The organism is Citrobacter sp. Igbk 17, from assembly GCF_028069775.1.
Classification (GTDB): domain Bacteria; phylum Pseudomonadota; class Gammaproteobacteria; order Enterobacterales; family Enterobacteriaceae; genus Citrobacter.
This window is the reverse complement of sequence record NZ_JANEWI010000003.1, coordinates 82,403-100,277: the sequence shown is the minus strand read 5'-3', so window position 1 is coordinate 100,277 and position 17,875 is coordinate 82,403. Positions and strand designations below refer to the sequence as shown.

Below are 17,875 nucleotides of genomic sequence, written 5' to 3'. Positions count from 1 at the left end.
TATGCTCACCCGCCTGCGCGAAATAGTCGAAAAGGTGGCCAGTGCCCCACGTCTCAATGAGGCGTTGAATATTCTGGTTACTGACATCTGTCTTGCGATGGATACAGAGGTCTGCTCGGTCTACCTGGCCGATCACGACCGACGCTGTTATTACCTGATGGCGACCCGAGGACTTAAAAAACCACGCGGTCGCACTGTTGCACTGGCGTTTGATGAAGGGATCGTTGGCCTGGTTGGCAGGCTGGCGGAACCTATCAACCTCGCCGATGCGCAAAAACACCCCAGCTTTAAATATATTCCTTCGGTGAAAGAGGAACGTTTTCGTGCGTTCTTAGGCGTACCGATCATCCAGCGGCGCCAGTTATTAGGCGTCCTGGTGGTACAGCAACGTGAGTTGCGCCAGTACGACGAAAGCGAAGAATCTTTTCTGGTTACGCTTGCCACACAGATGGCCGCTATTCTGTCTCAGTCGCAGTTAACCGCGCTATTTGGGCAATACCGGCAAACGCGTATCCGCGCGTTGCCAGCCGCACCCGGTGTGGCGATCGCTGAAGGCTGGCAGGATGCCACGCTGCCGCTGATGGAGCAGGTGTATCAGGCTTCAACGTTGGATCCGGTGCTTGAGCGTGAACGTCTGACTGGCGCACTGGAAGAAGCCGCGAATGAATTTCGCCGCTACAGTAAGCGTTTTGCTGCCGGGGCACAGAAAGAGACAGCGGCAATTTTTGATCTCTATTCGCACCTGCTCTCCGATACCCGTCTGCGCCGCGAGTTGTTTGCAGAAGTGGATAACGGCTCGGTGGCCGAGTGGGCGGTTAAGACGATCATTGAGAAGTTTGCCGAACAGTTTGCCGCGCTAAGCGATAACTATCTTAAAGAACGCGCCGGGGATTTGCGCGCCTTGGGGCAGCGTCTGCTGTTCCATCTTGATGACTCTGTTCAGGGACCGAATGCCTGGCCGGAACGTTTCGTGCTGGTGGCGGATGAGCTGTCTGCCACTACGCTGGCGGAACTTCCCCAGGACCGGTTGGTAGGGGTTGTCGTCAGGGATGGTGCCGCCAACTCTCACGCGGCGATTATGGTTCGTGCGCTGGGGATCCCGACCGTAATGGGGGCTGATATCCAGCCGTCTGTGTTGCACCGCCGCACGTTGGTGGTGGACGGTTATCGTGGCGAACTGTTGGTTGATCCGGAGCCGGTATTAATCCAGGAATATCAGCGTCTCATTAGTGAAGAGATCGAACTGAGCCGCCTGGCGGAAGATGATGTTAATCAACCGGCGCAGTTGAAAAGCGGCGAGCGCGTGAAGGTGATGCTCAACGCGGGGCTAAGCCCGGAACATGAAGAGAAGCTGGGTAGCCGAATTGACGGTATCGGGCTGTATCGTACTGAAATCCCGTTCATGCTGCAAAGCGGCTTTCCATCTGAAGAAGAGCAGGTTGCGCAGTATCAGGGCATGCTGCAGATGTTTAACGATAAGCCCGTAACTCTGCGTACGCTGGATGTCGGGGCCGATAAACAACTGCCGTACATGCCCATCAGCGAAGAGAATCCATGCCTTGGCTGGCGGGGTATCCGCATAACGCTCGATCAACCGGAGATCTTTTTGATCCAGGTTCGCGCCATGCTGCGTGCGAATGCGGCAACCGGAAACCTGAGCATTTTACTGCCGATGGTGACCAGTATTGATGAAGTGGATGAAGCGCGACGCCTGATAGAACGTGCCGGACGCGAAGTGGAAGAGATGATCGGCTACGAGATCCCAAAACCACGCATTGGCATCATGCTGGAAGTCCCGTCGATGGTGTTTATGTTGCCGCATTTGGCAAACAGGATCGATTTTATCTCGGTCGGGACCAACGACCTGACCCAGTATATTTTGGCTGTCGATCGGAACAACACGCGCGTTGCCAGCATTTATGACAGCCTGCATCCGGGAATGTTACGTGCGCTGGCGATGATTGCGCAGGAAGCGGAGAAAAGCGGCATCGATTTGCGATTGTGTGGTGAAATGGCGGGCGACCCGATGTGTGTCACCATCCTTATTGGGCTTGGTTTCCGTCATTTATCGATGAACGGGCGTTCTGTAGCACGTGTGAAATACCTGCTGCGCCATATCGATTTTGACGAAGCGCAAACGCTGGCGCAGCGCAGCCTGGAAGCGCAACTGGCGACGGAAGTACGCCATCAGGTGGCGGCCTTTATGGAGCGCCGTGGCATGGGGGGATTGATTCGCGGAGGATTGTAGGCCTGATAAGCGTAGCGCCATCAGGCAATACGGGGGGTAAAGATTACCTATACAGATCTTTTACATCTTCCCGGCATCCGCTGCGATCCCCTTGTGCTATCATTCGCACCTTTGGAGCGCCTGCATTATGCAGGCGCGCTTATCAATTGCTGTCTGACTTCAGCGAAATAACAAGAACTTGTGGTGACAGATGACCAGTAGCTATCTGCATTTTCCGGATTTCGATCCGGTCATTTTCTCAATTGGACCCGTCGCGCTTCACTGGTACGGCATGATGTACCTGGTGGGGTTTATTTTCGCGATGTGGCTGGCAACGCGCCGGGCTAATCGTCCAGGCAGTGGCTGGACCAAAAACGAAGTAGAAAACTTACTTTATGCAGGCTTCCTCGGGGTCTTCCTCGGCGGGCGTATTGGCTACGTGCTGTTCTATAACTTCCCGCTGTTCCTTGATAATCCGCTGTATCTGTTCCGCGTCTGGGATGGGGGCATGTCCTTCCATGGCGGGCTTATCGGGGTGATCCTGGTGATGATTATCTTCGCCAAACGCACCAAGCGTACATTCTTCCAGGTCTCTGATTTTATTGCTCCACTGATTCCGTTTGGTTTGGGCGCAGGTCGTCTGGGTAACTTTATTAACGGTGAACTGTGGGGGCGCGTCGACCCGGACTTCAAGTATGCCATGTTGTTCCCTGGCTCCCGTACTGAAGATATTTTATTGCTGCAAACCAACCCGCAGTGGCAGTCTATTTTTGACACATACGGCTCTTTGCCTCGCCATGCCTCACAGCTTTATGAGATGGCGCTGGAAGGGGTTGTGCTGTTTATCATTCTTAACCTGTTTATTCGCAAACCGCGTCCGATGGGCTCGGTTTCCGGTCTGTTCCTGATTGGCTATGGCGCATTTCGTATTATCGTCGAATTCTTCCGCCAGCCGGATGCACAGTTTACCGGCACATGGGTCCAGTACATCAGCATGGGGCAGATCCTGTCTATCCCGATGATTGTCGCAGGTATTATTATGATGGTTTGGGCGTATCGTCGCAGCCCGCAGCAACACGTTTCCTGAGGAACCATGAAACAGTATTTAGAACTGATGCAAAAAGTGCTGGATGAAGGCACACAGAAAAACGACCGCACCGGAACCGGAACGCTTTCCATTTTTGGTCATCAGATGCGTTTTAATCTGCAGGAAGGGTTTCCGCTGGTTACGACTAAACGCTGCCATTTACGCTCGATTATCCATGAACTGTTGTGGTTTTTGCAGGGCGACACCAACGTTGCCTACCTGCATGAAAACAATGTCTCAATCTGGGATGAATGGGCTGATGAGAACGGTAATTTAGGTCCGGTGTACGGCAAACAGTGGCGTGCATGGCCAACACCGGATGGCCGCCATATTGACCAGATCACGACGGTGCTGAACCAGTTGAAAAACGACCCGGATTCCCGTCGTATTATCGTTTCCGCGTGGAACGTAGGCGAACTGGATAAGATGGCGTTGGCACCGTGTCATGCGTTTTTCCAGTTCTACGTGGCGGATGGCAAACTCTCTTGCCAACTGTATCAGCGTTCATGCGATGTGTTCCTCGGTCTGCCGTTCAACATCGCCAGCTACGCCTTACTGGTTCACATGATGGCGCAGCAGTGCGATCTTGAAGTCGGTGATTTTGTCTGGACAGGCGGCGACACGCACCTGTACAGCAACCATATGGATCAGACACATCTGCAGCTTAGCCGTGAGCCACGCGCGTTGCCGAAGTTGGTTATCAAACGTAAACCCGATTCAATTTTCGACTATCGTTTCGACGACTTCGAAATTGAGGGTTACGATCCGCACCCAGGCATTAAAGCACCGGTCGCTATCTGATCGGGGTTAATCCTGTCACAACCGGCGCCTTACGCGTCGGTTTTTTTTTACCTTACATTCCATTCTGCGGCGCTGATTCCTGAAGTTTTGCAACGTGATGCAATGCGATAAATATTCTCCGTAGCTTGCCGAAGAAGCTGAATTTCCCCCTCGTTATTAATTTCTCTCACGCCATACTGGCGGCATGAAAAAACAACAAGGCTACACGCTTCTCGAAACCCTGATTGCAATACTGATTGTCGCGGCGCTTGGCGCATCGGGGTTGTACGGTTGGCAGCGCTGGCAACAACAGCAGCGGTTATGGCAAACAGCCAGCCAGGTGCGGGATTACCTGCTGCAATTGCGTGAAGATGCTAACTGGCGCAATCGTGATCACGTCATCAACGTGCTCCGCGAAGGGGGGACATGGTGTCTGGCAAGCTCAGCGACGTCACAAACTTCGTGTCAGCCTGTTTCACCGTTGATATTTACGCCACTCTGGGCTGATGTCGAGATGGCAGAGATAACGCCGTCACTGGCTTTTTTCGGCCTACGTAATACCGCATGGGCCGGGCATATCTATCTGAAGAATGCTGCAGGTGAATGGCGTGTGGTGGTGTCTGGTTGGGGACGAATCAGGCTTTGCGAACGCGGTGAGGCGGATCAATGTCGGTAAGTGAACGTGGCTTTTCACTGCTTGAGGTGCTTATCGCTATGGTGATAAGCAGCATTTTACTCCTCAGTGCTGCGCGATTTTTACCTGCGCTGCAGCGAGAGATTTTGCATAACTCTCGTCAGCTAGTGCTTGAAGATGAGCTTTGGCAGCGGATCTATACCGTGGCGAAGCATCTCCAGCGGGCTGGCTATTGTCGGGGAAACTGTATCGGAGAAGGGCTGATGATATCAGCCGCGGGAGACTGTGTGATTGCACGCTGGGATGCCAACAGCAACGGTGTCTGGGAAGATACTCCGGCAAAGGAGGCCGATGTCGTTGGGTTTCGTGTTCAAGATAAGGTGCTGGAAACCTTGCGTGGTGCAACAACCTGCGTGGGAAAAGGTTGGGAGAAAATGACCGATCCGAATTCTATTCAGATTGAGGTATTTCAGGTGGAGCGCCTGAATATTAACGGATTTGCGCCAGTGCTTTCGTTGCACCTGCGCGGGAGAAGCAACGCCGATCCTCAAAAGGTCATTGAGGCATTCTATGGCGTCACAGGATTCAATCTGTGAACCGTGAGCGAGGTGTTTCATCGCTTGCAATGGTGCTTTTACTCCTGGTACTCGGCAGTCTGTTGCTGCAAGGCGTGAGCCGACAGGAGGCGAGTTTTGCGTCGCGGGTGGCAACGGAAAGCCAGTCGCTACACCATCAGGCAGTGGTGCAATCCGCCATGGAATGGGCACGTATGCAGCCCTGGAGTTTGCAGATGGCAACGCAGTGTCGACGCTATACCACGCAGGGGGCGACAGTCTGCCTGCGTGTGCTCGACGACGATCTTGTGCTGCTTATTGCGCAATATGAAGGTATATCGTTATGGCGTCAGGGGATGATTATCGAGGGTACTATCGAATTCTCAGCGCATGGCTGGAGCGATTTCTGCCCGTTAAAGGTGCTGGCGCTATGTCTGATACCCTGAACAGACAGCGTGGTTTTAGCCTGCCGGAAGTGATGTTGGCAATGGTGCTGATGATTATGATCGTGACCGCGCTTTCGGGATATCAGCGGGCGCTGATGAAGAGCTTTTTAGTCAGAAGCCAGCATCAACAATTGTGGCATCACGCCTGGCAGCAAACACAGTTGCATGTGTTTTCACCACCTTTAAACTGGCAAATTAACCGAATGCAGACAACGGTAGCGGGATGTGTCAGCATCAATGTTAAAATTACTTCCCCTCTGGGCAGGCAGGGTCAGATGACACGACTGCACTGCCCAAATCGTCAGTAGTCAGGAGTCGCTATGTTAAGGGTCTACCACTCCAATCGTCTGGATGTGCTGGAAGCGTTGATGGAATATATCGTTGAGCGCGAGCGGCTGGACGACCCCTTTGAGCCCGAGATGATCCTGGTTCAAAGCACCGGTATGGCGCAGTGGTTGCAAATGACTCTGGCACAGAAGTTTGGTATTGCCGCTAACATTGATTTCCCGCTGCCAGCGAGTTTTATCTGGGATATGTTTGTGCGCGTATTGCCGGATATCCCAAAAGAAAGCGCATTCAGCAAACAGAGCATGAGCTGGAAGCTGATGACGCTGCTCCCCCAATTGCTGAATAACGATGAGTTCGCACTGTTACGCCACTATCTCACCGACGACACAGACAAACGTAAGCTGTTTCAGCTTTCATCACGCGCCGCGGATTTGTTCGACCAGTATTTAGTCTACCGTCCTGAATGGCTGACGCAGTGGGAGGCGGGGCAGCAGGTGGAAGGATTAGGGGATGCTCAGGCCTGGCAAGCGCCATTGTGGAAAGCACTGGTGGAATACACGGCTGAACTGGGACAGCCACGCTGGCATCGTGCCAATTTATATCAGCGGTTTATTCAGACCCTGGAAAGTACGTCTGACTGCCCACAAGGCTTACCCTCGCGCGTCTTTATCTGTGGTATCTCCGCGCTACCGCCCGTGTATCTGCAGGCATTACAAGCGCTGGGTAAGCACATTGATATTCATCTGCTTTTTACCAATCCCTGTCGTTACTACTGGGGAGATATTAAAGACCCCGCTTATCTGGCTAAACTGTTGGCGCGTCAGCGTCGGCATAGCTTTGAAGAACGACATTTACCGCTGTTTCGCGATAGTCAGAATGCTGAAGGACTGTTTAACAGCGATGGTGAGCAGGATGTGGGGAATCCGATGTTGGCCTCATGGGGAAAACTCGGACGTGACTACATATATCTGCTTTCGGAACTGGAAAACAGCCAGGAGCTGGATGCGTTTGTCGATATTATCCCTGATAACCTTTTGCATAATATTCAGTCAGATATTCTTGAGCTAGACAGTCGGGCTGTGGCGGGAGTCAGTCTGGAGGAGTATTCACGTAGCGACAATAAACGGTTGCTTGAGCCGAATGATACTAGTGTGACGTTCCATGTCTGTCATAGCCCACAACGCGAAGTGGAAATACTCCACGACCGGTTGCTGGCAATGCTGGAAGCGGACCCAACGCTGACGCCGCGCGACATCATCGTGATGGTGGCGGATATCGACAGCTACAGTCCATTTATTCAGGCTGTCTTTGGCAGTGCACCGGCCGACCGTTACCTGCCGTATGCTATTTCCGATCGCCGGGCGCGTCAGTCTCATCCCGTGTTACAGGCGTTCATTAGCCTGCTTTCGCTACCGGATAGCCGCTTTGTCTCGGAGGATGTGCTGGCATTACTGGATGTGCCTGTGCTGGCTGCGCGTTTCAACATCAATGAAGAAGGGCTGCGCTATCTTCGTTTGTGGGTCAATGAGTCTGGAATTCGCTGGGGCATTGACGACGACAACGTGCGCGAACTCGCGCTTCCCCCAACTGGCCAGCATACCTGGCAATTTGGTTTAACACGTATGCTGCTGGGCTATGCGATGGAAAGCGCACAAGGTGAGTGGCAGTCGGTATTGCCCTATGATGAGTCCAGTGGTTTGATTGCCGAGTTAGTCGGGCATTTGGCCTCGCTGCTGATGCAGCTTAATCTCTGGCGCCGGGAGCTGGCAGTAGAGCGTCCGTTGGCGGCGTGGCTGCCTGTTTGTCGCGAAATGCTGAATGATTTCTTCCTGCCGGATGCTGATACCGAAGCCGCGATGACGCTGATTGAACAGCAGTGGCAGGCCATTATTGGCGAAGGTTTGGGAGCCGAGTATGACGGTGCCATACCGCTTTCGTTGTTGCGTGATGAGCTGGCACAGCGACTCGATCAGGAACGAATCAGCCAGCGTTTCCTGGCCGGGCCTGTCAATATCTGTACGCTGATGCCGATGCGCTCCATTCCTTTCAAGGTGGTGTGTCTGCTTGGTATGAACGATGGCGTTTATCCGCGCCAGCTTGCGCCGCTGGGCTTTGATCTGATGAGCCAAAAACCGAGGCGTGGTGACCGAAGCCGCCGTGATGATGACCGCTATCTGTTCCTGGAAGCGCTGATTTCAGCGCAGCAAACGCTCTATATCAGCTATATCGGCCGCTCAATCCAGGATAACAGTGAGCGCTTCCCGTCGGTGCTGGTGCAGGAACTTATGGATTACATTGGGCAAAGCCACTATTTGCCGGGCGATGAATTACTCACTAGCGATCAAAGTGAAGCGAAAGTAAAAGCGCACATTACCCGTTTACATACCCGTATGCCCTTTGATGCTCAAAACTATCTGCCTGGTGAGCAGCAAAGTTATGCGCGCGAGTGGTTGCCTGCGGCAAGCCTGTCAGGTAAAGCGCATACGGACTTTGTCCAGCCGCTCCCCTTTGAAATGCCTGAAACCCTGACGCTGGAAACGCTACAACGCTTTTGGGCTCATCCGGTGCGGGCGTTTTTCCAGATGCGCCTGAGGGTAAATTTCCGCTCTGAAGAGAGCGAGATCCCGGAAACTGAACCCTTTATCCTTGAAGGGCTTAGCCGCTATCAGCTTAATCAGCAGTTGCTTAACACGCTGGTCGAAGAACACGATGCAGAACGTTTGTTCCGCCGCTTCCGCGCTGCGGGGTCGCTTCCCTATGGTGCATTTGGCGAGATTCTCTGGGATACACAACACCAGGAGATGCAGTCGCTGGCTGAGCGCATTATTGCCTGTCGTCAGCCCAGCCAAAGCATGGAAATTGACCTGACCTGTAATGGTGTACAAATTACGGGTTGGCTCCCGCAGGTACAAGAAGACGGATTGTTGCGCTGGCGCCCATCTCTGATAAGCGTTTCGCAGGGTGTGCAACTTTGGCTGGAACATCTTGTCTATTGTGCCAGTGGCGGCACGGGAGAAAGCCGGTTGTTCTTGCGTAAAGACGGTGAGTGGCGTTTCCCTCCGCTGGAAGTTGAACAGGCGTTACAGTATCTGTCGCAACTTATTGAGGGATATCGGGAAGGCATGTCATCACCGCTACTGGTATTACCGGAAAGTGGTGGGGCGTGGATAAAAACCTGTTATGACGCCGTAAATGATGCCATGTTAGATGACGATGATACGTTGCAAAAAGCGCGCAGTAAGTTTTTGCAGGCCTATGAAGGCAATATGATGGTCCGTGGTGAAGGTGATGATATCTGGTATCAACGCCTGTGGCGTCAACTGGAACCTGAAACTCTGGAGACTATTGTTTTACAGTCTCAACGTTATCTGTTACCGATTTTTCGATTTAATCAGTCGTGACGATTGTATAAAAATTGCGCAATTTGATGGCTTCCACTATGATGCGCTTTCTGTCACGGACTGATTCTTACAAAGAGAAGAGGCTGACGCGTTCAGCACAGAGTCTTGCCCTGTTCAGACCACGCTAAAGGCGTTGTTTGCAGTGAACAGGTGAATACGTTAATGATGAGGTTTGTGAATGCCCCGCAGCACCTGGTTCAGCGCATTACTGTTGTTCGTCGCCTTTTGGGCGCCCGTAAGTCAGGCAGATACCGGTTGGCAGCCTTTAGCTGAAACCATCCGTAAAAGCGATAAAGATACCCGCCAGTATCAGGCCGTGCGCCTTGATAATGGCATGGTCGTGTTGCTGGTATCCGATCCTCAGGCCGTTAAATCCCTCTCTGCACTGGTGGTGCCTGTCGGCTCGCTGGAAGATCCGGACGATCATCAGGGGCTGGCGCATTACCTTGAACACATGTGTCTGATGGGATCGAAAAAATACCCGCAGCCGGACAGCCTGGCCGAGTTCCTGAAAATGCACGGCGGCAGCCACAATGCCAGCACTGCGCCTTATCGCACCGCTTTCTATCTTGAAGTCGAAAATGACGCGCTGGTCGGGGCGGTAGATCGTCTGGCGGATGCGATTGCCGATCCGTTGCTGGATAAAAAGTATGCCGATCGCGAGCGAAATGCCGTTAATTCTGAGCTGACGTTGGCGCGTACCCGCGACGGTATGCGTATGGCACAGGTGAGTGCGGAGACGATCAACCCGGCGCATCCTGGTTCGCGCTTCTCCGGCGGAAATCTGGAAACGTTGAGCGATAAGCCGGGTAACCCGGTGTTGAAAGCGTTACTGACATTCCATGAAAAGTACTACTCCGCTAACCTGATGAAGGCGGTGATTTACAGCAATAAACCGTTGCCAGAGTTGGCGAAGATAGCTGCTGACACCTTTGGACGCGTGCCAAACAGAAATATCGAAAAACCGGAAATAACCGTCCCGGTTGTCACCGACGCGCAAAAGGGCGTCATCATCCACTATGTTCCCGCGATGCCGCGTAAAGTGCTGCGCGTTGAGTTTCGTATCGATAACAACAGCGCACAGTTCCGCAGCAAAACCGATGAGCTGGTGACCTACCTGATTGGTAATCGCAGCCCGGGAACGTTGTCTGACTGGTTGCAAAAGCAGGGATTAGTTGAGGGCATTCGTGCGGACTCCGATCCTGTCGTTAATGGCAACAGCGGTGTGTTAGCGATTTCCGCGACGTTAACCGACAAAGGGTTGGCAAATCGAGATGAGGTTGTTGCCGCAATTTTTAGCTATCTCAATCTGTTACGTGAAAAAGGTGTCGATAAACGCTATTTTGACGAGCTGGCGCACGTGCTGGATCTCGACTTCCGTTACCCCTCTATCACCCGTGATATGGACTACGTTGAATGGTTGGCGGATACCATGATCCGTGTTCCCGTGGAACATACGCTCGATGCAGTTAACATTGCCGACCAGTACGATGCCAAAGCCGTTGAGCAACGGCTAGCGATGATGACACCACAGAATGCGCGCATCTGGTATATCAGTGAGAAAGAGCCACACAATAAAACAGCTTATTTTGTCAACGCGCCTTATCAGGTAGATAAAATCAGCGAGAAAACATTCGTCGACTGGCAGCAAAAAGCGAAGGGCATTGCTCTGTCGTTGCCAGAGCTGAACCCGTATATTCCGGATGATTTCACGCTGATTAAGACGGATAAAAAATATGCTCATCCGGAGCTGATCGTTGATGAACCTGATTTACGCGTGGTGTATGCCCCGAGTCAATATTTTGCCAGCGAGCCAAAGGTTGATGTCAGTGTGATACTGCGTAACCCGAAAGCGATGGACAGTGCCAGAAACCAAGTCTTATTCGCCCTGAACGATTATCTGGCGGGTATTGCACTCGACCAGTTAAGTAACCAGGCCGCAGTGGGTGGTATTGGTTTTTCTACTAACGCTAATAACGGGCTGATGCTCAATGCCAATGGCTATACTCAGCGTTTGCCACAGCTTTTTCAGGCGCTGCTGAGCGGTTATTTCAGTTACACCTCAACAGATGAACAGCTGGAACAGGCGAAATCCTGGTATGCCCAGATGATGGACTCTGCGGAGAAAGGCAAAGCCTACGATCAGGCGATCATGCCGGTTCAGATGCTGTCCCAGGTACCGTACTTTTCACGTGATGAACGGCGTGAGCTGTTGCCATCTATTACGTTGAAAGAAGTGATGGCCTACCGTGACACCTTAAAAGCCGGTGCGCGTCCCGAATTCCTGGTGATCGGCAATATGAGTGAAACTCAGGCAAAAACCATGGCTCGGGATATCCAGAAGCAGCTTGGTGCGAATGGCTCACAGTGGTGCCGAAACAAAGATGTTGTGGTAGACAAGAAGCAGTCAGTCATCTTTGAAAAAGCGGGCAGTAGTACGGATTCAGCGCTGGCGGCGGTGTTTGTACCCACCGGCTATGACGAGTACAGCAGCTCGGCTTACAGCGCGATGTTAGGACAGATTGTTCAACCGTGGTTCTACAATCAACTGCGTACTGAAGAGCAATTAGGTTATGCCGTCTTTGCTTTCCCAATGAGCGTTGGCCGCCAGTGGGGAATGGGCTTCCTGTTGCAAAGCAGTGACAAGCAACCGTCCTATCTCTGGGAACGCTATAAGGCATTTTTCCCGACGGCGGAAGCGAAGCTGCGGGCGATGAACGCTGATGAGTTTGCACAAATTCAGCAGGCGATCATCGCGCAAATGCTGCAGGCTCCGCAAACTTTGGGGGCCGAAGCCTCTCAGTTAAGCAAAGATTTCGATCGCGGCAATATGCGCTTCGATTCACGTGATAAAATCGTGGCTCAGATTAAACTGCTGACGCCGCAAAAGCTTGCCGACTTCTTCCATCAGGCGGTGGTTGAGCCGCAAGGCATGGCGATACTGTCACAGGTTTCCGGTAGCCAGAATGGGAAAGCAGAATATGTGCACCCGGAAGGCTGGAAAGTGTGGCAGACCGTCAGCGCGTTGCAGCAAACCTTACCCCTGATGAGTGAAAAGAATGAATGATGCCGCTGAGCCCCTTGATCCCCTACGCTTGCCCCTGACGGGCGAGCGTCTGATTGAAGCCTCCGCAGGCACCGGTAAGACCTTTACCATCGCCGCCCTGTATTTACGTTTACTGCTTGGACTGGGCGGCCCTGCCGCCTTTCCTCGTCCTCTGACTGTCGAAGAGCTGCTCGTGGTTACTTTCACAGAAGCTGCGACAGAAGAGCTGCGAGGTCGAATTCGTAGCAACATTCATGAACTACGCATCGCCTGCCTGCGTGAAACCACGGATAACCCGCTCTACGCTCGTTTGTTGGAAGAAATCGCCGATAAAAAGCAGGCCGCACAGTGGTTGTTATTGGCTGAAAGGCAGATGGATGAAGCCGCGGTGTTTACCATCCACGGTTTTTGTCAGCGCATGCTTAGTCTGAATGCCTTTGAGTCAGGCATGTTGTTTGAACAGCAGTTGATTGAGGATGAGTCGCTGCTGCGCTATCAGGCCTGCGCAGACTTCTGGCGTCGACATTGTTACCCGCTGCCTCGCGACATTGCACAGGTTGTTTTTGAAACGTGGAAAGGTCCACAGGCGCTGCTGAGGGATATCGATCGCTACCTGCAGGGTGAATCCCCGGTGATTAAAGCGCCACCGCCAGCCGATGAAACGCTGGCAGCCCGGCACGAAAAAATTCTGACGCGTATCGACCAGATTAAGCAGCAATGGCGAGATTCCGTTGCTGAACTGGACGGTTTACTGGAAGCATCCGGGATCGACAGACGTAAATTTAATCGTGGTAATCAGGGAAAGTGGATCGAAAAGATCAGCGCCTGGGCACAGGAAGAAACCCGAAGCTACCAGCTTCCTGACGCACTGGAGAAATTCTCTCAGCGTTTTCTGGAAGACCGCACCAAAGCTGGTGGTGTAACCCCTCAACATCCGCTGTTTGTCGCGATTGATGAACTGCTGAGTGAACCGCTGACAATCCGCGATCTGGTGATCACCCGGGCATTGTCGGAAATCCGCGAGACGGTTGCACAGGAGAAACGCCGACGCGGTGAGCTTGGTTTTGACGATATGCTCAGTCGCCTGGACGCGGCGCTGCGTAGCGAAAGCGGCGATGCGCTGGCGGCGGCCATTCGTACCCGTTTCCCGGTGGCGATGATTGATGAATTCCAGGATACCGACCCGCAGCAATACCGTATTTTCCGCCGTATCTGGCAGCATCAACCGGATACAGCGTTGTTGCTGATAGGCGATCCTAAACAGGCTATTTACGCCTTTCGTGGCGCGGATATTTTTACCTACATGAAAGCGCGTAGCGAAGTCAGCGCGCACTATACGCTTGATACTAACTGGCGTTCGGCCCCTGGCATGGTTAACAGTGTCAATACGTTGTTCAGCCAGATGAGCGACGCTTTTATGTTCCGCGAAATCCCTTTTAGCCCGGTGAGGTCAGCAGAGAAAAATCAGTCGCTACGGTTTGTGCTGGAAGGGGAAACTCAGCCGGCGATGAGTATGTGGCTGATGGAAGGGGACAGTTGCGGTGTGGGTGATTATCAGAACTTTATGGCCCAGGTGTGTGCGACACAAATTCGCGATTGGCTTAAAGCCGGGCACTCTGGCGAAGCGTTGCTGGTCAGCGGTAAAACGTCCAGGCCGGTACGCGCGTCTGATATCAGCGTACTGGTGCGCAGCCGTCAGGAGGCGGCGCTGGTACGCGATGCGTTGACGCAACTGGCCATCCCATCGGTGTATCTTTCTAACCGTGACAGCGTCTTTGATACGCTGGAAGCCCAGGAACTGCTGTGGGTTCTGCAGGCAGTGATGACGCCGGAGCGTGAAAATACGCTGCGTAGTGCGTTGGCAACCTCAATGATGGGATTGAATGCGCAGGATATTGAAGCGCTGAATACTGACGAAAAAGCCTGGGATGCGGTTGTTGAGGAATTTGATAGCTACCGACAGATCTGGAATCGACGCGGCGTGATGCCCATGCTGCGCGCGCTGATGTCCGCTCGCCATATTGCGGAAAACCTGTTGGCAACGGCAGGGGGCGAACGCCGTCTGACCGACATTTTGCATATCAGCGAGCTGTTGCAGGAAGCGGGGGCGCAACTGGAAAGCGAGCATGCGCTGGTACGCTGGTTATCGCAACATATTCTGGAGCCCGACAGCAATGCGTCCAGCCAGCAGCTCAGGCTGGAAAGTGATAAGCATCTGGTCAAAATCGTCACTATCCATAAATCGAAAGGGCTGGAATATCCACTCGTCTGGCTGCCGTTTATCACGAATTTTCGCGTCCAGGATCAGGCGTTCTATCACGATCGCTGTTCGTTTGAAGCCGTGCTGGATCTCAGCGAAGCGGATGAAAGCCTTGAACTGGCAGAGGCTGAACGTCTGGCAGAAGACTTGCGCTTGCTTTACGTCGCGCTCACCCGCTCGGCCTGGCACTGTAGTCTTGGCGTGGCACCGTTGGTCCGCCGTCGGAGCGATAAGAAAGGTGATACCGATGTGCATCAAAGTGCTCTTGGTCGCCTGTTGCAACGGGGTGAACCAATGGATGCCGCAGGTTTGCGTAGCGCTATTGAGGCGCTGTGCGGTGAGGATATCGCCTGCCTGACGCCGAATGAACCGGATGGAGAGCGCTGGCAGGTTGTACAGCCTGCCAGTTCTACGTTGAATGCAAAAATGCTGCAACGAACGCCTGGTGACAGTTGGCGTGTTACAAGCTATTCCGGTCTGCAACAGCGTGGGCATGGTATTGCACAGGATCTGATCCCACGCCTGGATATCGACGCGGCAGGTGTTGGTGAAACCATTGAGGAATCGGGCCTTACGCCACACCAGTTTCCTCGCGGCGCGTCACCGGGGACATTTTTGCATAGCTTGTTTGAAGATCTGGATTTCACCCAGCCGGTTGAGCCAATGTGGGTACAAGAAAAGCTTGCGCTTGGCGGATATGACGCGCACTGGGAGCCCGTTCTGACGCAGTGGCTGGATACTATTTTGCATGCGCCGCTCAATGAAACCGGTGTGAGTTTGAGCGATCTTTCTGCGCGTGAAAAACAGGTGGAGATGGAGTTTTACCTGCCGATTTCGCAACCGCTGGTGGCCGACCAGCTCGATGCAGTGCTCCGTAAATACGATCCTCTTTCGGCTGGCTGCCCGCCGCTGGACTTTATGCAGGTACGCGGCATGCTGAAAGGGTTTATTGACCTGGTGTTCCGCCACCAGGGGCGGTATTACCTGCTCGACTACAAGTCAAACTGGCTGGGTGAAGACAGTTCTGCGTATACCCAGCAGGCAATGGCCTCAGCCATGCAGGCGCACCGCTACGATCTGCAGTATCAGTTGTATACCCTGGCGCTGCACCGTTATCTGCGCCATCGCATCGCTGATTATGACTATGAACGCCATTTTGGCGGCGTTATCTATCTTTTCCTGCGTGGCGTTGACGGCGACGATCCGCAGCAGGGAATTTTCGCCACCCGACCCAATGGGGAATTGATCGCGTTGATGGATGAGATGTTTGCCGGTGCGGCTCTGGAGGAGATGCAATGACAATCCAGAAACGATTGCTGGAGGCCGTAGAGCAAAAACAGCTCCGTCCTCTGGATGCACAGTTTGCGCTGGCGGTTGCAGGAAATGACAACCCTGCCGTTACGCTGGCGGCGGCTCTGCTCAGCCGTGACGCGGGCGAGGGGCACGTTTGCTTACCGCTTTCCCGACTATCTTTACGCGAAGATGCCCATCCACTGTTGAGCGCCTGGCTGTGCGAGGCCGGTGAACCGGAAGATTGGTCGGAATGCCTGCTGGCCTCCGCTGCGGTAAGTCACGGCGAACAGCCAACACCGCTGGTGTTATATGACAATCGCCTGTATTTGAACCGTATGTGGAATAACGAACGCACGGTGGCCCGTTTTTTCAGTGAGGTAAACCAGGCCATTGAGGTGGATGAGCCTCGGTTGATCTGCACGCTGGAAGCGCTCTTCCCGCCATCGGAAGGTGTGAACTGGCAAAAAGTGGCGGCTGCTGTGGCGCTGACCCGCCGTATATCAGTGATCTCCGGGGGACCAGGCACCGGTAAAACGACAACGGTAGCCAGACTGCTGGCAGCATTGATACAGATGGCGGAGGGGGAGCGTTGTCGCATCCGTCTGGCAGCACCGACGGGAAAAGCGGCAGCACGTCTGACGGCATCGCTGGGGGCGGCACTGCGTGAGTTACCGCTGACCGATGAGCAAAAGAAACGTATTCCTGATGATGCCAGCACGCTGCACCGGTTGTTAGGCGCACAGCCAGGTAGCCAGCGTCTGCGCCATCATGCGGGTAATCCGCTGCATCTGGACGTGCTGGTGGTGGACGAAGCTTCCATGATTGATTTGCCCATGATGTCGCGCCTTATCGATGCACTACCGCAGCACGGACGGGTGATTTTTCTTGGCGATCGTGACCAGCTTGCTTCTGTCGAGGCGGGGGCCGTGCTGGGAGACATTTGTGCATTTGTGAATGACGGATTTACCCCGGAACGTGCCAAACAACTCAGTCGGCTGACCGGTAGTCCCATTCCAGCGGGAACCGGAACTCAGGCCGCGTCTTTGCGTGACAGTTTATGCTTGCTGCAAAAGAGTTACCGTTTTGGCAGTGATTCTGGCATCGGTCAACTGGCTGCGGCCATTAATCGGGGTGACAAGGCCGCGGTTAAAACCGTTTTCCAACAGGGATTCGGTGATATCGAAAAGCGTACGCTTAATAGCAGCGAAGATTACACCGCGATGCTGGATGAAGCCCTGACGGGGTATGGTCGCTACCTGGATTTACTGCGTGAAGGGGCTACGCCGGACACCATTATTCAGGCCTTCAATGATTATCAGTTGCTGTGTGCACTGCGCGAAGGTCCATTTGGCGTTGGCGGATTGAATGAGCGCATTGAGCTGGCGATGGTGCAAAAACGTAAAATTTACCGATTTGCACACTCTCGCTGGTATGAAGGGCGACCGATAATGATTGCGCGTAATGACAGTTCGCTGGGGCTGTTTAACGGTGATATCGGCATCGCGCTCGATCGTGGTGATGGTTTACGCGTGTGGTTTGCATTACCGGATGGCTCTATCAAGTCGGTGCTGCCTGGCCGTTTGCCGGAGCATGAAACGACCTGGGCGATGACAGTACACAAATCACAGGGTTCTGAGTTCGACCATGCGGCGTTGATTTTGCCCAGCCAGCATTCGCCAGTTGTTACCCGAGAGTTGGTGTATACCGCAGTGACCCGTGCCCGCCGCAGCTTGTCACTGTATGCCGATGAGCGGATTTTGAGTAGCGCCATTGCTACGCGCACTGAACGCCGCAGCGGATTGTCAGCATTATTTAATGACGGCCTGCAGTGTGCCTGATGGCGACGCTAACGCTTCTTA

Annotated in this window: 11 protein-coding genes; all 11 read left to right on the top strand. The window is 53.4% G+C overall.

All coding sequences use genetic code 11. The features are described 5' to 3' along the window. Position 1: 1 nt before the first annotated feature. Positions 2–2,248, top strand: a complete 2,247-nt coding sequence (gene ptsP / locus NNO08_RS02715; protein WP_115642935.1) for a phosphoenolpyruvate--protein phosphotransferase — start codon at positions 2–4, stop codon at positions 2,246–2,248. A 190-nt stretch (positions 2,249–2,438) separates the two neighbouring features. Continuing rightward, entirely contained in the window at positions 2,439–3,314 is an 876-nt protein-coding gene (lgt, locus tag NNO08_RS02710; RefSeq protein ID WP_271456135.1) for a prolipoprotein diacylglyceryl transferase, read from the top strand. A gap of 6 nt (positions 3,315–3,320) precedes the next feature. Next, positions 3,321–4,115 carry a thymidylate synthase gene (gene thyA / locus NNO08_RS02705; RefSeq protein ID WP_005123418.1) on the top strand — a complete coding sequence of 265 codons (795 nt, stop codon included), beginning with the start codon at positions 3,321–3,323 and terminating at the stop codon, positions 4,113–4,115. Positions 4,116–4,299: 184 nt separating this feature from the next. Then, the gene (locus tag NNO08_RS02700) at positions 4,300–4,770 is read left to right on the top strand and encodes a prepilin peptidase-dependent protein (protein ID WP_271441070.1); all 471 of its coding nucleotides are present in this window, start codon (positions 4,300–4,302) and stop codon (positions 4,768–4,770) included. Then, positions 4,761–5,324: a prepilin peptidase-dependent protein gene (locus NNO08_RS02695; protein WP_271456134.1), complete on the top strand. Its 564-nt coding sequence runs from the start codon at positions 4,761–4,763 to the stop codon at positions 5,322–5,324. Before NNO08_RS02700 ends, NNO08_RS02695 begins: the two co-directional genes overlap by 10 nt. Further along, positions 5,321–5,728, top strand: coding sequence for a DUF2509 family protein (locus NNO08_RS02690; protein ID WP_271456133.1), 408 nt, complete (start codon positions 5,321–5,323; stop codon positions 5,726–5,728). The genes NNO08_RS02695 and NNO08_RS02690 overlap by 4 nt, the downstream gene beginning before the upstream one ends. Next, positions 5,713–6,036 carry a prepilin-type N-terminal cleavage/methylation domain-containing protein gene (locus NNO08_RS02685; protein WP_271449499.1) on the top strand — a complete coding sequence of 108 codons (324 nt, stop codon included), beginning with the start codon at positions 5,713–5,715 and terminating at the stop codon, positions 6,034–6,036. The genes NNO08_RS02690 and NNO08_RS02685 overlap by 16 nt, the downstream gene beginning before the upstream one ends. A 12-nt stretch (positions 6,037–6,048) precedes the next feature. Further along, positions 6,049–9,417 (top strand): exodeoxyribonuclease V subunit gamma, encoded by a 3,369-nt coding sequence (gene recC, locus NNO08_RS02680; protein ID WP_271456132.1) that lies wholly within the window; start codon positions 6,049–6,051, stop codon positions 9,415–9,417. A gap of 178 nt (positions 9,418–9,595) precedes the next feature. Continuing rightward, positions 9,596–12,484 (top strand): pitrilysin, encoded by a 2,889-nt coding sequence (gene ptrA, locus NNO08_RS02675; RefSeq protein WP_271456131.1) that lies wholly within the window; start codon positions 9,596–9,598, stop codon positions 12,482–12,484. Further along, positions 12,477–16,022: an exodeoxyribonuclease V subunit beta gene (gene recB, locus NNO08_RS02670; protein ID WP_271456130.1), complete on the top strand. Its 3,546-nt coding sequence runs from the start codon at positions 12,477–12,479 to the stop codon at positions 16,020–16,022. The genes ptrA and recB overlap by 8 nt, the downstream gene beginning before the upstream one ends. Next, positions 16,019–17,854 carry an exodeoxyribonuclease V subunit alpha gene (gene recD / locus NNO08_RS02665; RefSeq protein WP_271456129.1) on the top strand — a complete coding sequence of 612 codons (1,836 nt, stop codon included), beginning with the start codon at positions 16,019–16,021 and terminating at the stop codon, positions 17,852–17,854. Before recB ends, recD begins: the two co-directional genes overlap by 4 nt. The last annotated feature ends 21 nt before the right edge of the window (positions 17,855–17,875 follow it).